We start from the raw sequence: 16,855 nt of genomic DNA, 5'->3' as shown, positions 1-16,855 counted from the left end.
CCCAGCCGCAACAGCGCCAGTATTTCATCTATACGATCCCGTTGTTCGCCTGTGAGGCGCGCCCGTAAAGAACCCCAGACAGATTTATCGCTTTTCAGCGCCAGCTCCAGATTCTCCTCTACCGTTAACGCTTCAAACACCGTGGGTTTCTGAAACTTCCGCCCAATTCCCTGACGTGCAATAGCGATGGGATCCAGCGTTGTTAAATCGGTCGACTGATCGTATATCGCCCGACCACTTTGCGGCCTGGTTTTGCCGGTAATAACATCCATTAGCGTCGTTTTTCCGGCACCGTTGGGACCAATGATACAACGCAGCTCCCCAACGCCAATATTGAGCGTGAGATCCGTTAACGCCTGGAAGCCATCGAAGTTAACGTTAATTTTTTCCAACTGGAGCACCGGGTCCGTTTGGTTGCGAAACCGATCGCCTGGCATCTGGCGAGTAAAAAGCCCTTCATCTGGCTGCATTATTTGTCTCCCTTGCGAAACAGACCCATCACGCCACGAGGCAAAAAAAGCGTAACGCCAATAAAGATCAGGCCAAGAAACAGCTGCCAGTATTCCGGCATAATGACGGTAAACAGGCTTTTAGCGCCGTTCACCAGTACGGCGCCAAATACCGGGCCAATCAGGGTTCCACGCCCGCCGAGGGCAACCCAAATCGCCGCTTCTATCGAGTTGGTCGGCGACATTTCGCTGGGGTTAATGATTCCCACCTGCGGGACATACAACGCCCCCGCCAGGCCACACAGCACGGCGGAAAGCGTCCACACCAGCAGCTTGAAACCTTTCGGATCGTAACCACAGAACATCAGACGGTTCTCGGCGTCGCGCACGGCAGTGAGAATTCGACCAAACTTACTGCGGGCCAGCGCCAGTCCCAGCCATATTGCCAGCACCAGCAGCATGACCGTCGCCAGAAACAGCGCGATACGGGTTGAGGTCGCGGTCACCGGAAATCCCAGAATGGTGGTAAAACCGGTAAAACCGTTATTTCCCCCAAAGCCGGTTTCGTTGCGGAAAAACAGCAACATCCCGGCGAAAGTCAGGGCCTGAGTCATGATGGAGAAATAGACCCCTTTGATTTTTGAACGGAAGGCAAACCAGCCAAATACCAGCGCCAGCAGGCCCGGCACCAGCACAACCAGTAACATCGCCCAGATAAAATGTTGCGTTCCCCACCAAAACCAGGGCAGCTCGGTCCACGACAGAAACGACATAAAGGCCGGTAATCCTTCGCCGGAAGCCTGGCGCATCAGATACATTCCCATCGCATATCCCCCCAGCGCAAAGAAAATACCGTGGCCCAGCGAGAGCATTCCCGCATAGCCCCACACCAGATCCAGTGCCACCGCCACAATGGCATAGCAGAGAATTTTCCCGGCCAGAGTCAATGTCCACACCGATATGGCCAGCGGATGATCCGCAGGTAACAGCGCCAGAAACGGCAGAATAATCAGCGTCAGCAGTAAACCCAGCCCCAGGATGCGTGTCGCGCGCGGCGCTTTACGCGCCAGCGTTAATGTCATTGGCATCGTCATCAGTCAATAACCCTCCCTTTCAACGCGAACAGCCCCTGAGGACGTTTCTGAATAAACAAAATAATCAGCAACAGAATCATAATCTTACCGAGAACCGCTCCCACCTGTGGCTCAAGAATTTTGTTGAAGATCCCAAGCCCAAACGCAGCGGCTACACTCCCCGCGAGTTGTCCCACGCCGCCCAGCACCACCACCAGAAACGAATCGATAATGTAGCTTTGCCCTAGCTCAGGTCCTACGTTGCCTAACTGCGAGAGCGCTACGCCCCCCAGTCCGGCAATCCCTGAACCAAGACCAAAGGCCAGCATATCCACTCGTCCGGTAGGTACGCCGCAGCAGGCCGCCATATTGCGATTTTGCGTCACCGCACGTACGCGCAGTCCGAGACGGGTTTTATTCAACAACAGCCAGGTGAAGAACAGCACCAGAATGGCAAAGCCAAGCACCACAATTCGGTTCCACGGCAAAATCAGATTGGCATAAACCTGAATGCCCCCGGAAAGCCATTCCGGATTTGCGACTTCAAGGTTTTGCGCGCCGAAGGACATACGCACCAACTGGATAAGCATCAGACTGATCCCCCACGTTGCCAGCAGGGTTTCGAGCGGACGCCCGTATAAATGGCGGATCACTCCGCGCTCGAGTAGCATTCCAACCCCAGCGGTAAGCAAAAAGGCGACCGGAAGCGCAATAACCGGATACCAGGCCAACCATTGCGGGAAAAACTGGCCCATCAGTTGTTGCACCATCCAGGTACCGTAAGCGCCGAGCATTAACATCTCACCATGCGCCATATTAATGACGCCAAGTAAGCCGTAGGTTATCGCCAGACCCAATGCCGCCAGCAGCAAAATGGAGCCCAGCGACAATCCCATAAATGCCTGTCCAAGAAGATCGCCAACCTTCATGCGATGCGCGATGGCATTCAGGCTTTCGTCAGCGGCAGCACGAACGCGGGCATCAGGTTCATGTTCAGCATGGGTGAATGGCTGCAGGCGCGCCTGGGTTTCAGGATCGTTCGACGCCCCTAGCAGTTCGATTGCCTGACGTCTGATCTCAGGCGAAGTACTGGTCAGTTGCAGGTTTGCCAGTGCAATAGCCAGTAAAGATTTCACGCCAGCATCGGGCTCCTGGGCCAGTCGTTGCTGCAAAAACGGCAGCATCCCCGGCTGGGCCTCACGCTGTAATGTACGCGCTGCCCCGCCCCTTTGCGTGACACTGTCACTTAAGAGCTGGTGGACGGCCAAGGTTCCGGCAACCAGATTACGCAGGCGGTTAGTCAGGCGGATTTTTTTTAGCTCGCCGTTCGGACCTGCCGCCATTCCTAGCGGTTGTACGTGCGAGCCGTTCATAATGAACGCGTTTTTCGCGTTATCTGTCAGCAGGTTCTCATCACTCAGCGCTTTGAGCACCGGCAAGCGTTGAACATCGGGTTTTACCGACCATTGTTCTAGCAAGGCGGCCTGCTGAGTCCGGTTGGCGGCGGTAAAGGTATCGGCATCTGCGGCCTGCGCTATCCACGGCAAAAGCCACGTCAGCAACAACACACCACGAATAAAGCGCATGGCTTTCATGAGCATTCTCCAAAGCGTTGCCCTCCCGCAGGAGGGCGTAAGATCAGTTGCTGGCGGTTTTAACGGGCTGTTCAGATTTTTTATCATTACCGGCGATATACGGACTCCACGGCTGGGCGCGAACCGGCGCTTCGGTTTGCCACACCACGTTAAACTGGCCGTTGCCTTCAATCTCGCCAATCATGACGGGTTTATGCAGGTGATGGTTGGTCGCATCCATGGTCAGGGTAAATCCTGATGGTGCCGCGAATGATTGTCCTGCCATAGCCGCCCGGACTTTATCCACGTCGGTAGTTCCGGCTTTTTCTACTGCCTGCGCCCACATATGCAGGCCAACATAAGTGGCTTCCATAGGGTCGTTGGTCACCACCGAATCAGCATTCGGCAGCTTATGTGCTTTGGCATACGCCCGGTAATCCGCGACGAACTTCTTGTTGGCCGCATTATCTACGGACTCAAAGTAGTTCCACGCAGCCAGGTTGCCCACCAGCGGTTTAGTATCGATACCGCGCAACTCCTCCTCACCCACAGAGAATGCCACCACCGGAACATCCGTGGCTTTCAGGCCCTGGTTCGCTAACTCTTTATAGAATGGAACGTTAGAATCCCCGTTGATGGTCGATACCACCGCCGTTTTTCCCCCTGCGGCGAATTTTTTAATACTGGCAACAATGGTCTGGTAATCGCTGTGTCCGAATGGGGTATACACTTCTTCGATGTCTTTATCGGCCACGCCTTTCGAATGCAAAAAGGCGCGTAAAATTTTGTTAGTCGTACGCGGATAGACATAGTCCGTACCCAGCAGGTAGAAGCGCTTAGCGCTGCCGCCGTCCTCACTCATCAGATACTCAACCGCCGGGATCGCCTGCTGATTAGGCGCAGCGCCGGTATAGAAGACGTTAGGCGACATCTCCTCACCTTCATATTGCACCGGGTAAAACAGCAGACCGTTCAATTCTTCAAATACCGGTAAAACCGATTTACGCGAAACCGATGTCCAGCAACCGAAAACCGCCGCTACCTTGTCCTGGCTCAGTAACTGACGTGCTTTTTCAGCAAATAACGGCCAGTTCGAAGCCGGGTCAACCACCACCGGTTCCAGCTTTTTGCCCAACACACCGCCCTGCGCATTGATTTCATTAATAGTCATCAACGCCACATCTTTCAGCGGCGTTTCGGAAATAGCCATGGTGCCGGATAACGAATGCATGATGCCAACCTTAATAGTGTCGGCCGCCTGAACACTAAAACTCATTCCCATTGCGACAACAGAGGCGGAAAGCGCAAAAGCTTTTAAAAATGTACGACGCTGCATAGTTTCACTCCTGAAATTAGTCTTGTTGAAAGCTCCGGTGCAGCCGGGCAGACAAAACGGTGCAAATTAAGGGTATTCAGAAGTGATAAGGCAAAAACGATGCCAGATATTAAAACATCATATAAAATCAATGAATTAGAATTTTAGGCACAAAAATCAGTATTAATTTTTGCCGCCAGAAGGATTAATCGCGTGAAAGATTGAACCACAATGAGACAACTCTGCATTATAAACGTGCAACAATCTGTGTCTGTCACACACGGTCATAACGGCGCGCCCCGGTATAAAAACATGGTTATTTGTTCGCAGATAACCGAGCTTTGTCACTATTATTTATTTTTCCCGACGTAATCACGTCAAAATTTTACTTTTCCGCCGAAATAATCACACAGTTCAGCCTTTGTTTAAGATTGAATTGCTACTATAGTCATAAGCGAGGTGAACTTAAGGTAAGAGAGGAAACTCACAAATAAAGGAGCATTTACTATGCTGGGTAATATGAATATTTTTATGGCTGTTCTGGGAATTATTTTATTTTCCGGTTTCCTGGCCGCGTATTTTAGCCACAGATGGGATGATTGATGAACGGAGATAGTCCTGAACCGACCCGGCCCCTTGCTGCGTAGCTGCACAAGGGGCCATTTTTTTACCTGAATTCCCCCTCCCGGCACCTTTTCCCTGATGTACAGATAAAAAAAACCGCCGGATAAACCAGCGGTAAATGCTTGCATGGATAGATTTGTGTTTTGCTTTTATACGCTACCTGGCAATTCCCTGCGAAGATAACGGATAGTTGGCTAATCTATCATCGACAACCCCAATGAACGTTAAACGAAACGTAACTACCTTCTATAAGTCATGTTGGCCGCTAATGAGATTCTTGCAAACCGTACAGTAATCCATGTCATCGCAATGGTTATAAAATGAGCTATTTATTGCTTCATAGTGTATGGTAAGCACCCCATCACAAGGACAATCAATATGTCGATACTCAAAGATATTAAGATGCGTACTTTACGACCAGTGAAAAGTACCTGTCCTCACTGCTGCCGCCAGTCAATGCACAGCCTGTCGAGAATAAAAAACAACATAACGTTAGTCTGCCCCAACTGCGGCAATACCTACCTTCCTTCCCAAAGCAAACCAGTCAAGTAACGTAAGAACAGGAAAACAATGCCGACCTTTCACCAGCAGCACTCCCTACCCGAGCGTCTCTATGAGATGCAAGGCATCAATACCCAACAACGATTCATTTTGCTAAAGAAAAAATCCAGCTAACAACCGGGCAGCACGCCCGGTTCAATTTTCTGGCTGACCTGTCTTAAGCGCTCAAACCACGATGTTCCAGCATGGGTTCCATGCGCGGATCACGCCCGCTCCACTGGCGATAAAGTTCAGTTAAATCAGTGCTGTTTCCGCGGGACAAAATTGCTTCGCGGAATTTCTGTCCGTTTTCACGGGTTAATCCGCCCTGCTCTACGAACCACTGATAGCCGTCATCGGCCAGCATTTGCGTCCACAGATAGGCATAATAACCTGCGGCATAACCGCCACCGAAGATATGGGCAAAATAACTGCTGCGATAACGCGGCGGCACGGCCTTGAGATCCAAACCTTCCGCCGCCAGCGCCTGCTGTTCAAATTGATCGACCGGATGAGATGACTCGCTCAACTCCAGAGAGTGCCAGCGCATATCCAGCAATGCAGCGCTGAGCAGTTCGGTCATGTCGTAACCTTTGTTAAACAGACTGGCCCGCTGCATTTTATCCCGCAATGCCTGCGGCATTTGCTCCCCGGTATCAACATGTCGGGCAAAACGGGCAAAGACTTGAGGATGGCTCGCCCAGTGTTCGTTGATCTGTGAAGGAAACTCGACAAAATCACGCGGAGTGTTGGTCCCAGAAAGCGTGGCATAACGCTGAGTGGCGAACAGACCGTGCAATGTATGGCCAAATTCATGAAATAGCGTAATAACATCATCCCACAGCAGCAATGCAGGCTGATCCTGCGCAGGTTTTTGATAATTACAGACGTTGTAAATAACCGGTCTGGTTTCGTTAAGCAGCGATTGCTCAACAAAATTGCCCATCCAGGCTCCGCCGCTTTTTGATTCCCGGGCAAAGAAATCACCGTAAAATAGCGCCAACCCTACGCCATCATGATCGAATATTTCCCATACCCGACCATCCGGGTGATAAACCGGAATGTCGAATCGTTCAACGAATTTGATGCCAAAGAGTTGATTGGCCGTCCAGAAAACGCCCTCGTTCAGCACCGAATCCAGGGCAAAGTAAGGTTTGAGCTGTGCCTCATCCAGGTCATATTTCTCACGACGGACCTGCTCGGCATAAAACGACCAGTCCCAGGCCTCGGCGCTAAACGACTCGTGTTCTTGAAAGATAACGTTCTGGATTTCAGCCTGCTCATCCAACGCCCGCGCCCGCGCGGCTGGAACAATAGATCGCATAAATGTCAGTGCCGCTTCCGGCGTTTTTGCCATCTGGTCGGCAATTTTCCAGGCTGCGTAATTGGCAAAACCAAGCAGTTGCGCCTGCTGCATCCGGATTGCTACCAGTCGCTGAATAATAGCCCGCGTGTCGTTGCCATCATCATTTTCAGCCCGCATCCATGCGCGGGTGAACAGTTTTTCGCGGGTCTGACGATCGCGTAAAACCGCAAGCGCCGGTTGCTGTGTTGTGTTTAATAGCGGGATAACCCAACGCGCTTCAAACCCTTTCGCCCTTGCAGCTTCGGCAGCAACGGCAATTTCTTCTGTGCTCAGCCCCTCCAGATGCCGGATATCATCCACCACCATAGCACCTGACGTGTTGGCTGCCAGCAACCGTTGATTGAACTGGCTGGTCAGCGTGGCTGACTCCGTATTGAGCGCTTTAAGTTTGGCTTTATCGGTCTCGTTCAGACGGGCGCCGGCCAGTACAAAACGCTGATACACAACATCCAGCAGACGTATTGATTCGCTATCCAGACTTAGCGTACCACGCCGTTGCCAGACAGCTTCGACACGGGCGAAAAGCGCGCCATTGAGATAAATATCATTGGCAAGGTTCGCCAGCTCTGCGGAAAACTCTTCGTCAAGGCGCTGTAGTTCATCGTTGGTGTGCGCCGCCGTCATCGCGAAGAAAACGCTGGTCACACGCGTGAGCAGCCCCCCGCTTTGTTCAAGCGCCAGCAACGTATTAGCAAAATCAGGAACCTGTGAGTTTTGCACAATAGCGTCGATCTCGGCGCGTTTTTGCCGCACGCCTTCATCAAACGCTGGACGATAATGCTGCACGTCGATCTGATCAAACTGCGGCGCCTGATACGGCAATGTGCTGTGGTGTAAAAATGGATTCGTTAACGACATCTTTCACTCCTGAAAACGATTTGTTTACCAGAGTAGACTTCCCGGGAATCGACCGCAATCGCGTTAAGCAGGAATAGCTCTGAACGGAAATGACGTGCTATGGTAGTACTACATAAAAAGCGTTGAGGAACAGTGAGATGATCGTTTTAGTAACCGGAGCAACCGCAGGTTTTGGTGAGTGCATTACGCGTCGTTTTATTGAGAATGGGCATAAAGTTATTGCCACCGGACGCCGCCAGGAGCGTCTGCAGGAACTCAAAGATGAGCTGGGTGACCGCCTCTATACCGCGCAACTGGACGTGCGTAATCGTGCATCAATTGAAGAGATGCTGAACGCCTTACCTGCTGAATGGCGCGATATTGATGTTCTGGTCAACAACGCGGGTCTGGCGCTGGGCCTTGAGCCAGCCCACAAGGCCAGCGTTGAAGACTGGGAAAATATGATCGACACCAACAACAAAGGCCTGGTTTATATGACCCGTGCCGTTCTGCCAGGCATGGTTGAGCGCAACCGCGGTCATATTATCAATATCGGTTCCACCGCGGGAAGTTGGCCATACGCTGGCGGGAACGTCTACGGTGCGACCAAAGCGTTTGTTCGCCAGTTTAGCCTGAATTTACGTACTGACTTACACGGCACTGCGATTCGCGTTACCGACATTGAACCGGGTCTGGTTGGCGGTACGGAATTCTCTAACGTACGTTTCAAAGGCGATGATGCTAAAGCTGAAAAAGCCTACGAAAATACCACTGCGCTGACCCCGCAAGATGTTACAGAAGCGGTATGGTGGGTGGCGTCTTTACCCGCTCATGTCAACATTAACACCCTTGAAATGATGCCTGTCACACAGTCTTTTGCCGGACTGAGTATTCATCGGAGCTAATTTCTCTGCCCGGCCTTGCGCCGGGTATAGATAGCCTGAAATAAGTGATAAGATCTCCGGGTTAACTCTCTAAAAAGTAAGAATGAATGACCGTAGAAACGCAGCTCAACCCTACACAACCGGTAAATCAACAGATTTACCGTATTCTTCGTCGAGATATCGTGCACTGTCTGATTGCACCCGGTACGCCGCTGTCGGAGAAAGAGGTTTCCGTACGCTTTAATGTGTCACGCCAGCCGGTACGAGAAGCATTCATCAAACTGGCAGAGAACGGTCTGATTCAGATCCGCCCGCAGCGTGGCAGCTACGTAAACAAAATTTCGCTGTCGCAGGTGCAGAACGGCTGTTTTGTTCGCCAGGCAATTGAATGTGCCGTGGTCCGCCGCGCCGCATCACTGATCACCGATAAACAGTGCTATCAGCTCGAACAAAATCTGCATCAGCAGCGCATTGCGATTGATCGAAAACAAATCAATGATTTCTTCCTGCTTGATGACGAATTTCATCAGAAACTGGCTTTAATCGCCGAGTGCCAGCTCGCCTGGGACACCGTTGAGAATATTAAGGCCACGATTGACCGCGTTCGTTATATGAGCCTGGATCATATCTCTCCGCCTGAAATGCTGCTGCGTCAGCATCACGATATTTTTACCGCACTTGAGAAACATGATGGCGATGCCGTTGAGCGCGCAATGATGCTGCATCTCCAGGAAATTGGTGAGTCCGTTCAGCTAATCCGTCAGGAAAATAGCGACTGGTTCAGCGAAGATTAATATTACGCTCACCTCACACCGAGGTGAGTTTCTCCTGCCTTCCCCTCTCCCGCACATCTGCATAAAAAAAGCTGTGATTTTGATCGAAAACAAAAAAAATCATTAACGAGAAGCGTATTTATATTGCGCCCGTTACGTGGGACTAGAGCCCACGGGCTTTGACGGTAAGTTGGAAAGGAGAAAACACCATGAAAACATACGATCGTAACCGTAACGCAATCACCACTGGCAGCCGCGTCATGATTAGCGACACCGGACTTACAGGCCGCATTACAGCGATAGATACCGATGGCCTGACCGCTGAGCAAATTCGCCGCGGGAAAACAGTGGAAATCGAAGGGTGTGAAGGTAAATATGCTCCCCTCGAACTGATTCGTTTGGGCATGAACTAATTGGTGTGAATGCCAGAAAACAATGCGCCATCTGGCCCGTTTATAGCCAGATGGCGACTTAAATGATGTTCTCGTTACTTCAGTTTTGCAGCATACTTCGCAACGGTTGCTTTCGCCCCTTCAGCCAGTAAAGCAAGATAGGCTTGTGTGACCTGGTTCTTGAACAATTCTACCTGCGGCAGTTCACGACCAAAAATAGCATCGATCGCCAGCAGCGCCTGGACACGATCTTCGCCCTCGTTACTGCTATGCACCGCTTTCTGGATCACCGGTAACAGCGGATCGCTGATTTCAATCGACTGGCCCTGATCATCCACACCGCCGACGTAACGCATCCAGCCAGCCACGCCCAGCGCCAGCAGTTCAAAGTGGCTACCGTGCACAATGTGCCAGCGAATGGAGTCCAGCATACGCTGCGGCAGTTTTTGACTGCCGTCCATCGCGATCTGCCAGGTGCGATGGCGCAGTGCCGGGTTGCTGTAACGCTCAATTAACAGATCGGCATAGTGCGGAAGATCCACACCTTTCACTTTTAACGTGGGCGCTTGTTCCTGCAACATCAGCGCACGCGCGGCGAGGCGATAGTTTTCATCGCCCATGCAATCGTTAATGTGCTGATATCCCGCCAGATACCCCAGATAAGCAAGGAAAGAGTGGCTGCCGTTGAGCATACGCAGTTTCATCTCTTCAAACGGAATGACATCAGCAACCAGCTCCGCTCCCGCCTTCTCCCATTCAGGGCGGCCAGCGACAAAGTTATCTTCTATAACCCACTGACGGAACGGTTCACATGCCACGCCTGCCGGGTCGCGTACGCCGGTAATGTGTTCAATTTTGTCCAGCGTATCCTGGGTAACTGCAGGGACAATGCGGTCAACCATTGTCGACGGGAATGTGACATGTTGTTCGATCCACGCAGCCAGTTCCGCATCCACCGCCCGGGCATACGCGGTGACAACATTGCGCATTACATGACCGTTTTCCGGCATGTTGTCGCAGGACATCACGGTAAAAGCGGGTAACCCCGCAGCTTTGCGTCGTGCAAGCGCCTCAACCACAACGCCTGGCGCAGTTTTTGGCTGTTTTGGGTTTTGTAGATCGGCGGCAATCATCGGGTTGTCTAACATCAATTGACCGGTCGCCGGAGAATGGCAATACCCTTTCTCGGTAATGGTCAGGGAAACAATCGCAACCTGCGGTTCACTCATCGCAGCCAGTACGCTTTCCAGACCATCAACCTGCGCATGCAGCGCATTTTTCACCACGCCCACGACTCTTGCAGTCCATGCATCCGCAGACATTTCTGCAACGGTATACAGGTTATCTTGCTGTTTCAGATCGGCAATCTGCTGCTCGCCGCCAATCAGGTTCACTTCGCAATAGCCCCAGTCACTGCCGTGATCCGCAGCGAGAATGTCAGCGTAAACCCCCTGATGTGCGCGGTGAAATGCGCCAAACCCCAGATGAACAATACGCGGGACCAATTTTGTACGATCGTAGTCGGGAAGTGCAGCCTTTGCCGTTAAGAGCTTGTTTTGCATGGTATGACCTACTTATCAATGAAATCAGGATTGATTCAGAGTAACGCCTGTATGGTTGTATGTTTTGATTTGCATTAAGCTTTTAATGATTGGTATGACATCACTTAAAGCTGTGTACCATAAAAGGTAAATTTGGCGGCATATTGCCGCCAAAGGATATTAATGTTTCTGCCACTGCTGGTATTCACGTTTAAGCCTTTGCGGTGCAGTTTCCGGCATCATCAGCAAACCAATAACTGAGATGACGCCAAGTACAATCACATAGGTTGCGAGTCCATAATAATGTCCACCAGTTACTTGCAGAATTTTTACTGCTACTAAACCAAGAATCCCACTACCAATTAGCGATCCCAACTGCCAAATTAATGCTATTCCGCTACAACGAATATGAGTCGGGAAAAGCTCTGGGAAATAAGATGCCTGAGGTGCATAACACATACTATGCCCAACGCTCAGTACCAGGATCATTACTATTTGCGTAAGCCAAAAGCTATCCTGATTGATTGCAAGGAAGAAAGGAATAATCATAACAACCTGGAGCAATGCGCCGATAATATAAACTGGTTTACGCCCAATTTTGTCGCATAGCGAGCCCATCATCGGTATTGCAATTATTTCTATAATCACCGCAACAATCATTGTCTCCATCAAGATATTTGGATCGAGATTGTTTGCCTTACCGTATGCAAGGACAATCACTGTAAACATTGCAAATGTGCAGGCCTCAATCAGCTTCGCACATACTCCCTTAACGACAATTCCCGGAAAATCACGGATAACTTCAACTAATGGACGTGATTCTTCTGCTTTTGTCTCCCTAATCTGAGCAAAGACTGGTGATTCATCAATTTTTAAGCGGATAAATAACCCAACAATAACCAGCAACAGACTTAACAGGAACGGTATACGCCACCCGTAATCCATCATTGCCTCTGGAGAAAGTGTGGCATTTAACAACGCAAAGAGTGCTAACGGCAGAAGAAAACCAACTGGGGCACCGATTTGAACCCAACTCGAAAAAAATCCACGATGTTTGGGCTCAGAATATTCAGCAGTCATCAATACTGCACCGGCTTGTTCTCCTCCAACACCAAAGCCCTGTAATACACGAATAAATATAAGTAAAGCTGGAGCCCATACACCTATTTTTTCATATGTAGGTAACAACCCAATACAGAATGTCCCTAAGCCAACGATTAATATAGTAATAACCAGTGCTTTTTTGCGCCCGACCTTATCGCCAATATGCCCAAAGACAATTCCTCCTAATGGTCTAGCCAGGAAACCAACGGCATAGGTTGCAAAAGCAGCCAGCGTACTAATTAACGGATCGTCACTTGGGAAAAATAAATGACCAAAAAAGAGTACGGCTGCTGTCCCATATGCAAAGAAGTCATAGTATTCGGCAGCAGTACCAATTGCGGAGGCTGAAGCCACTCTGCGAATAATGGGTTTATTATCTACGTTATTTTTAATATCGACTGAACTAACCATAAGTTTTACCTTCTGTAGGGTATTGAGTTAATCAACATCTTTCGTACGTAAAATTTATATTTACCAGTTCCACAACGTGCCATCTTCCAGACGAGCAACAGGCAGATATGCAGGGTCATACGGATATTTCGCCGCCAGCATTTCGTCAAACTCGATCCCAAGACCTGGTTTGTCTCCAGGATGCATATAGCCGTTATCAAAGGTCCAGTTGTGCGGGAACACTTCCAACATTTGCTCGGAATACCCCATATATTCCTGTACGCCGAAGTTCGGCACCCACAGATCAAAGTGCAACGCAGCGGCCATGCATACTGGAGACAGATCGGAAGGTCCATGCGAACCGGTACGTACCTGATACAGCGACGCGAAATCGGCAATTCGACGCATGCCAGTGATACCGCCCGCATGGGTGATGGTGGTGCGGATATAGTCGATCAATTGCTCTTCGATAAGCTGTTTGCAGTCCCAGATGCTGTTGAAAACTTCCCCTACCGCAATCGGCGTGACCGTATGCTGGCGGATCAGGCGGAAGCATTCCTGGTTTTCAGCCGGGGTTGGGTCTTCCATCCAGAACAGACGGTATTGCTCGATGCTTTTGCCGAAACGGGCCGCTTCAATTGGCGTCAGACGGTGGTGCATATCGTGCAAAAGATGTTCGTTGAAACCAAACTTGTCGCGCACGGCTTCAAACAGTGTTGGTGTGAAATCGAGGTACTTCTCCGTTGACCATAACTGCTCTTCTGGCCACTGCCCTTTGGTGGCGGGTTCGTAGGCCAGTCCTTTGCCTTTAGACATACCGTAAGTGGTTTTCATACCCGGCACGCCGCACTGCACGCGAATTGCTTTAAAGCCCATCTCTTTATGGCGCGCATAATCTTCGAGTACGTCATCAACGGTATGGCCTGTGGTGTGACAGTAAACCATAACGCCTTCACGAGATGCACCGCCGAGCAGCTGGTACAACGGCATATTCGCCGCTTTCGCTTTGATGTCCCACAATGCCATATCCACCGCGGAAATCGCCGACATGGTGACCGGACCACGACGCCAGTACGCACCTTTGTAGAAAAACTGCCAGATATCCTCAATTCGGTGCGCATCGCGACCAATCAGCTGCGGACAAACATGATCTTTCAGATAGGACGCTACGGATAACTCACGTCCGTTTAAAGTGGCATCTCCCAGCCCAGTGATCCCATCGTCTGTCGTAATTTTCAACGTGACAAAATTACGCCCCGGACAGGTGACAAACACTTCAGCCCCAACAATCTTCATCTCTTATTCCTTGCATTTGTTCTTGTGATGCAGGAAATTTACCCAACTGAGCTACTACCATACAAGTATGAAGATCAAAAAAGCGCTGATTGATCACAAAAAAGGCGCTATGCGCGCCCCCATCCAACCACAATAATCAGCATGCCGCACAGGGCCACCAGCGCACCTGACCAGTCGTACAGGCTAAGTTTTACGCCGTCAACAATGCGTAGCCAAAGCAACGCAGTCACCACGTAAACTCCACCATAGGCCGCGTACACACGCCCACTTGCTGCCGGATGCAGCGTCAGTAACCAGACGAATAAGGCCAGTGACATCCCGGCGGGTATCAGCAGCCAGGCCGTAGCCCCTCGCTTAAGCCAGAGCCAGGGTAAAAAGCAGCCAATGATTTCGCATAACGCGGTGATGAAAAAAAGGAATGTGGTCTTAAGCATTGATGTTATTCAGTTACCTTCGGTTTAACCATGATACGACAGAATGTCGTTAGCGTATCCATCACCGCAGAGTGGGTATGCCCGCAAGCCAGAATAGTGTAGAATTTAGCCCTGTTTTATTGTTTTTTCCCTTTCCCATAAAAGGAATTCACCATGAATATTACACTGACCAAACGCCTGTGCCTGACGGCTATGCTGACGCTGGCTGCGGCTGTGTACACCTCTTCCGCATTTGCTGAAACCAGTAAATTGATCATTGAATCCGGGGACAGTGCGCAAAGTCGTCAACAGGCAGCAATGGAAAAGGAACAATGGAACGATACGCGTCAGTTACGCCAGAAGGTCAACAAGCGTGTAGAGAAAGAGTGGGACAAAACCGACGCAGCTTTCGATAGCCGTGATAAGTGCGAACAGAGCGCTAATATTAATGCGTACTGGGAGCCCAACACCCTGCGCTGCCTCGACCGACGCACTGGCCGCACCGTTGCCCCATAATGATTGCACTTTGAAAGATATTGAAAGGATACGATATGACTAGCGCCCTCAGTGTTAAGCTGCGCCCGCTGGAGCGTGAAGATTTACGATTTGTCCATCAGCTTGATAACAACGCCAGCGTAATGCGTTACTGGTTTGAAGAACCTTACGAAGCATTTGTTGAGCTGTCAGATCTGTATGACAAGCATATTCACGACCAAAGCGAACGTCGCTTTGTTGTGGAATGCGACGGTGAAAAAGCCGGACTGGTGGAGCTGGTTGAAATTAACCATGTGCACCGCCGGGCAGAATTCCAGATCATTATTTCGCCGGAATATCAGGGCAAAGGTTTGGCTTCCCGGGCTGCTAAGCTGGCGATGGATTACGGCTTTACCGTACTTAACTTATATAAGCTGTATCTGATCGTTGATAAAGAGAACGAAAAAGCCATCCACATCTACCGTAAACTCGGCTTTATGGTCGAAGGCGAGCTGATTCATGAATTCTTTATCAACGGTCAATACCGCAACACTATCCGCATGTGTATCTTCCAGCAGCAGTATCTGGCAGAACATAAAACGTCAGGTCCCAACCTGCTGCAACCTACCGCTCAATAAAGACTGACTAATAGTAATCGATGGTGTTTTCAATCGAGTAATGGTGTTCAACTGCCGGCTTCACGCTCTCGTCAACGATAACAAGCTGGCAGTTGACCGGATTAGCATAGTCATCATACTTGCACGTTTGTTTTACATTACCTAACGGATGGTTATTGAGCAGACTTACCGCGGTGTAATCCAGCTTCTTCAAGGGGTCAACCGACGGTTTGGCATCAACCTGCAAGGTATTGTCCTTATTGACGGTGGTTTTGCCCAGCGGGTAACCTTCCGCATCATAGCGATATTGCACCTTCATCTCTTTTCCCGTGGCGGAAACGACAAAACCGTTATCGTCGGTATCCCATACCACGCCCGCCGCAGGCAGTTCTGCTAACTGACATTTACCCTGTAAGCGGATCCGTTTTTCCAGCGTTTTGGCGTCCCGGTAATAGTTAGCATCAAGGACCAGCGCCATGCCGGTATTGCTTTCAATATCATGCAATTCAAGCGTATCGAAGCACCCTTCCTGTGAGAGCGTACCGACAACGCGCTTGGTGACTACACCTTTGTCATTAAGCAGCGTCTGGCTGAAATCTTTTACTGGCCCGCGCAGCGGATCGAAATCAAATTCATTGGAAAAACTGGCCATTTCCGGCGTAAAGGAATCCAGGCCTTTGGCGTTATCACACCCGGCCAGCACGACGCACAGGAAACCTAATAAGATCTTTTTCTTCACATTTTTCACCGGGATAAGAAGATAATTCTCAATCATATTAGCAAATACAGTTATTTACACCAGAAATGCTAATCTTAGTCCAGGTCGATCATAAAGGAGCTGATGATGAAATACATAACAGGAATTGCCGCGCTCTTACTGGCCGTCGCGTCCCCGCAGGTTTTGGCGGCACCGGCGTCATGTGAACGTGTGAAAAGTGATATCGAACAGCGCATCATTAATAATGGCGTTGCTGAATCTAGCTTTACGCTGAACATTGTTCCCAACGATCAGGCCGATCAGCCTGATTCACTGGTCGTGGGACATTGTGCAAACGATACGCACAAAATTCTCTATACCCGAACCAACAGTGGCAACGCCCCTGCCAATAGCACCCCTGCCCAGGACGGGCACGTCGCCGAACCGCAATAAATCACGCCCTCCGTGCGCGGAGGGTCACTCCAGTTTGATATGC

Annotated in this window: 18 protein-coding genes; 8 read left to right on the top strand and 10 right to left on the bottom strand. The window is 50.3% G+C overall.

Annotated features, from left to right (window positions below):
• The 4 genes from FDW87_RS22325 to urtA all read right to left on the bottom strand — a co-directional run.
• The coding region (locus FDW87_RS22325) for an ATP-binding cassette domain-containing protein (protein WP_252363114.1) at window positions 1–470 on the bottom strand (470 nt) is incomplete at its 3' end.
• Window positions 470–1,543, bottom strand: a complete 1,074-nt coding sequence (gene urtC, locus FDW87_RS11115; protein WP_016156480.1) for an urea ABC transporter permease subunit UrtC — start codon at window positions 1,541–1,543, stop codon at window positions 470–472. The genes urtC and FDW87_RS22325, both read right to left, overlap by 1 nt.
• On the bottom strand, window positions 1,543–3,117 hold the full coding sequence (gene urtB / locus FDW87_RS11110; RefSeq protein ID WP_137379745.1) for an urea ABC transporter permease subunit UrtB: 1,575 nt from the start codon (window positions 3,115–3,117) through the stop codon (window positions 1,543–1,545). The genes urtC and urtB overlap by 1 nt, the downstream gene beginning before the upstream one ends.
• Window positions 3,118–3,160: 43 nt before the next feature.
• Window positions 3,161–4,432 carry an urea ABC transporter substrate-binding protein gene (gene urtA, locus FDW87_RS11105; protein WP_016156478.1) on the bottom strand — a complete coding sequence of 424 codons (1,272 nt, stop codon included), beginning with the start codon at window positions 4,430–4,432 and terminating at the stop codon, window positions 3,161–3,163.
• A gap of 486 nt (window positions 4,433–4,918) precedes the next feature.
• Between urtA and mgtS the strand changes: the two genes are divergently transcribed.
• Both mgtS and FDW87_RS23290 read left to right on the top strand, forming a co-directional pair.
• Window positions 4,919–5,014: a protein MgtS gene (mgtS, locus tag FDW87_RS11100; protein WP_003032406.1), complete on the top strand. Its 96-nt coding sequence runs from the start codon at window positions 4,919–4,921 to the stop codon at window positions 5,012–5,014.
• 399 nt (window positions 5,015–5,413) lie between these two features.
• Window positions 5,414–5,587 (top strand): YnfU family zinc-binding protein, encoded by a 174-nt coding sequence (locus FDW87_RS23290; protein ID WP_213083734.1) that lies wholly within the window; start codon window positions 5,414–5,416, stop codon window positions 5,585–5,587.
• 166 nt (window positions 5,588–5,753) lie between these two features.
• Here the strand turns inward: FDW87_RS23290 and dcp are convergent, their stop codons facing one another.
• Window positions 5,754–7,799 carry a peptidyl-dipeptidase Dcp gene (gene dcp / locus FDW87_RS11095; protein WP_137379744.1) on the bottom strand — a complete coding sequence of 682 codons (2,046 nt, stop codon included), beginning with the start codon at window positions 7,797–7,799 and terminating at the stop codon, window positions 5,754–5,756.
• A gap of 137 nt (window positions 7,800–7,936) precedes the next feature.
• On the opposite strand from dcp, the gene ydfG reads away from it, so the two are divergent.
• From ydfG to ydfZ, 3 genes are all read left to right on the top strand, one after another.
• Complete coding sequence (ydfG, locus tag FDW87_RS11090; RefSeq protein ID WP_016153061.1) at window positions 7,937–8,683, top strand: bifunctional NADP-dependent 3-hydroxy acid dehydrogenase/3-hydroxypropionate dehydrogenase YdfG; 747 nt, start codon at window positions 7,937–7,939, stop codon at window positions 8,681–8,683.
• Between the two features lie 86 nt (window positions 8,684–8,769).
• Window positions 8,770–9,456, top strand: coding sequence for a GntR family transcriptional regulator (locus FDW87_RS11085; protein ID WP_047417528.1), 687 nt, complete (start codon window positions 8,770–8,772; stop codon window positions 9,454–9,456).
• 188 nt (window positions 9,457–9,644) lie between these two features.
• A complete protein-coding gene (gene ydfZ, locus FDW87_RS11080; protein WP_003032393.1) occupies window positions 9,645–9,848 on the top strand; it encodes a putative selenium delivery protein YdfZ in 204 nt (67 codons plus the stop codon).
• A 74-nt stretch (window positions 9,849–9,922) separates the two neighbouring features.
• Here ydfZ and FDW87_RS11075 read toward each other — a convergent pair whose 3' ends face one another.
• From FDW87_RS11075 to FDW87_RS11060, 4 genes are all read right to left on the bottom strand, one after another.
• Window positions 9,923–11,389, bottom strand: coding sequence for a mannitol dehydrogenase family protein (locus tag FDW87_RS11075; RefSeq protein ID WP_137379743.1), 1,467 nt, complete (start codon window positions 11,387–11,389; stop codon window positions 9,923–9,925).
• 159 nt (window positions 11,390–11,548) lie between these two features.
• On the bottom strand, window positions 11,549–12,883 hold the full coding sequence (locus FDW87_RS11070; protein WP_052134158.1) for an MFS transporter: 1,335 nt from the start codon (window positions 12,881–12,883) through the stop codon (window positions 11,549–11,551).
• A gap of 60 nt (window positions 12,884–12,943) precedes the next feature.
• Window positions 12,944–14,158, bottom strand: coding sequence for a starvation-sensing protein RspA (gene rspA / locus FDW87_RS11065; RefSeq protein ID WP_137379742.1), 1,215 nt, complete (start codon window positions 14,156–14,158; stop codon window positions 12,944–12,946).
• Between the two features lie 107 nt (window positions 14,159–14,265).
• Complete coding sequence (locus FDW87_RS11060; protein ID WP_075848236.1) at window positions 14,266–14,592, bottom strand: YnfA family protein; 327 nt, start codon at window positions 14,590–14,592, stop codon at window positions 14,266–14,268.
• Window positions 14,593–14,745: 153 nt separating this feature from the next.
• Between FDW87_RS11060 and FDW87_RS11055 the strand changes: the two genes are divergently transcribed.
• Both FDW87_RS11055 and speG read left to right on the top strand, forming a co-directional pair.
• Window positions 14,746–15,087 (top strand): DUF1283 family protein, encoded by a 342-nt coding sequence (locus tag FDW87_RS11055; RefSeq protein ID WP_075848238.1) that lies wholly within the window; start codon window positions 14,746–14,748, stop codon window positions 15,085–15,087.
• A 35-nt stretch (window positions 15,088–15,122) separates the two neighbouring features.
• Window positions 15,123–15,683 carry a spermidine N1-acetyltransferase gene (gene speG, locus FDW87_RS11050; RefSeq protein WP_006684613.1) on the top strand — a complete coding sequence of 187 codons (561 nt, stop codon included), beginning with the start codon at window positions 15,123–15,125 and terminating at the stop codon, window positions 15,681–15,683.
• Between the two features lie 7 nt (window positions 15,684–15,690).
• Here speG and FDW87_RS11045 read toward each other — a convergent pair whose 3' ends face one another.
• Complete coding sequence (locus FDW87_RS11045; protein ID WP_080858812.1) at window positions 15,691–16,401, bottom strand: YnfC family lipoprotein; 711 nt, start codon at window positions 16,399–16,401, stop codon at window positions 15,691–15,693.
• Window positions 16,402–16,503: 102 nt separating this feature from the next.
• Here FDW87_RS11045 and FDW87_RS11040 point away from each other — a divergent pair, with 102 nt between their 5' ends.
• Window positions 16,504–16,812, top strand: coding sequence for a DUF1161 domain-containing protein (locus FDW87_RS11040; protein WP_085951053.1), 309 nt, complete (start codon window positions 16,504–16,506; stop codon window positions 16,810–16,812).
• The last annotated feature ends 43 nt before the right edge of the window (window positions 16,813–16,855 follow it).

The sequence above is a fragment of the Citrobacter sp. wls826 genome (assembly GCF_005281245.1).
GTDB classification, from domain to species: domain Bacteria; phylum Pseudomonadota; class Gammaproteobacteria; order Enterobacterales; family Enterobacteriaceae; genus Citrobacter; species Citrobacter braakii.
The sequence above is the reverse complement of the archived record's forward strand: the minus strand, read 5'-3'. Positions and strand labels throughout refer to the sequence as shown.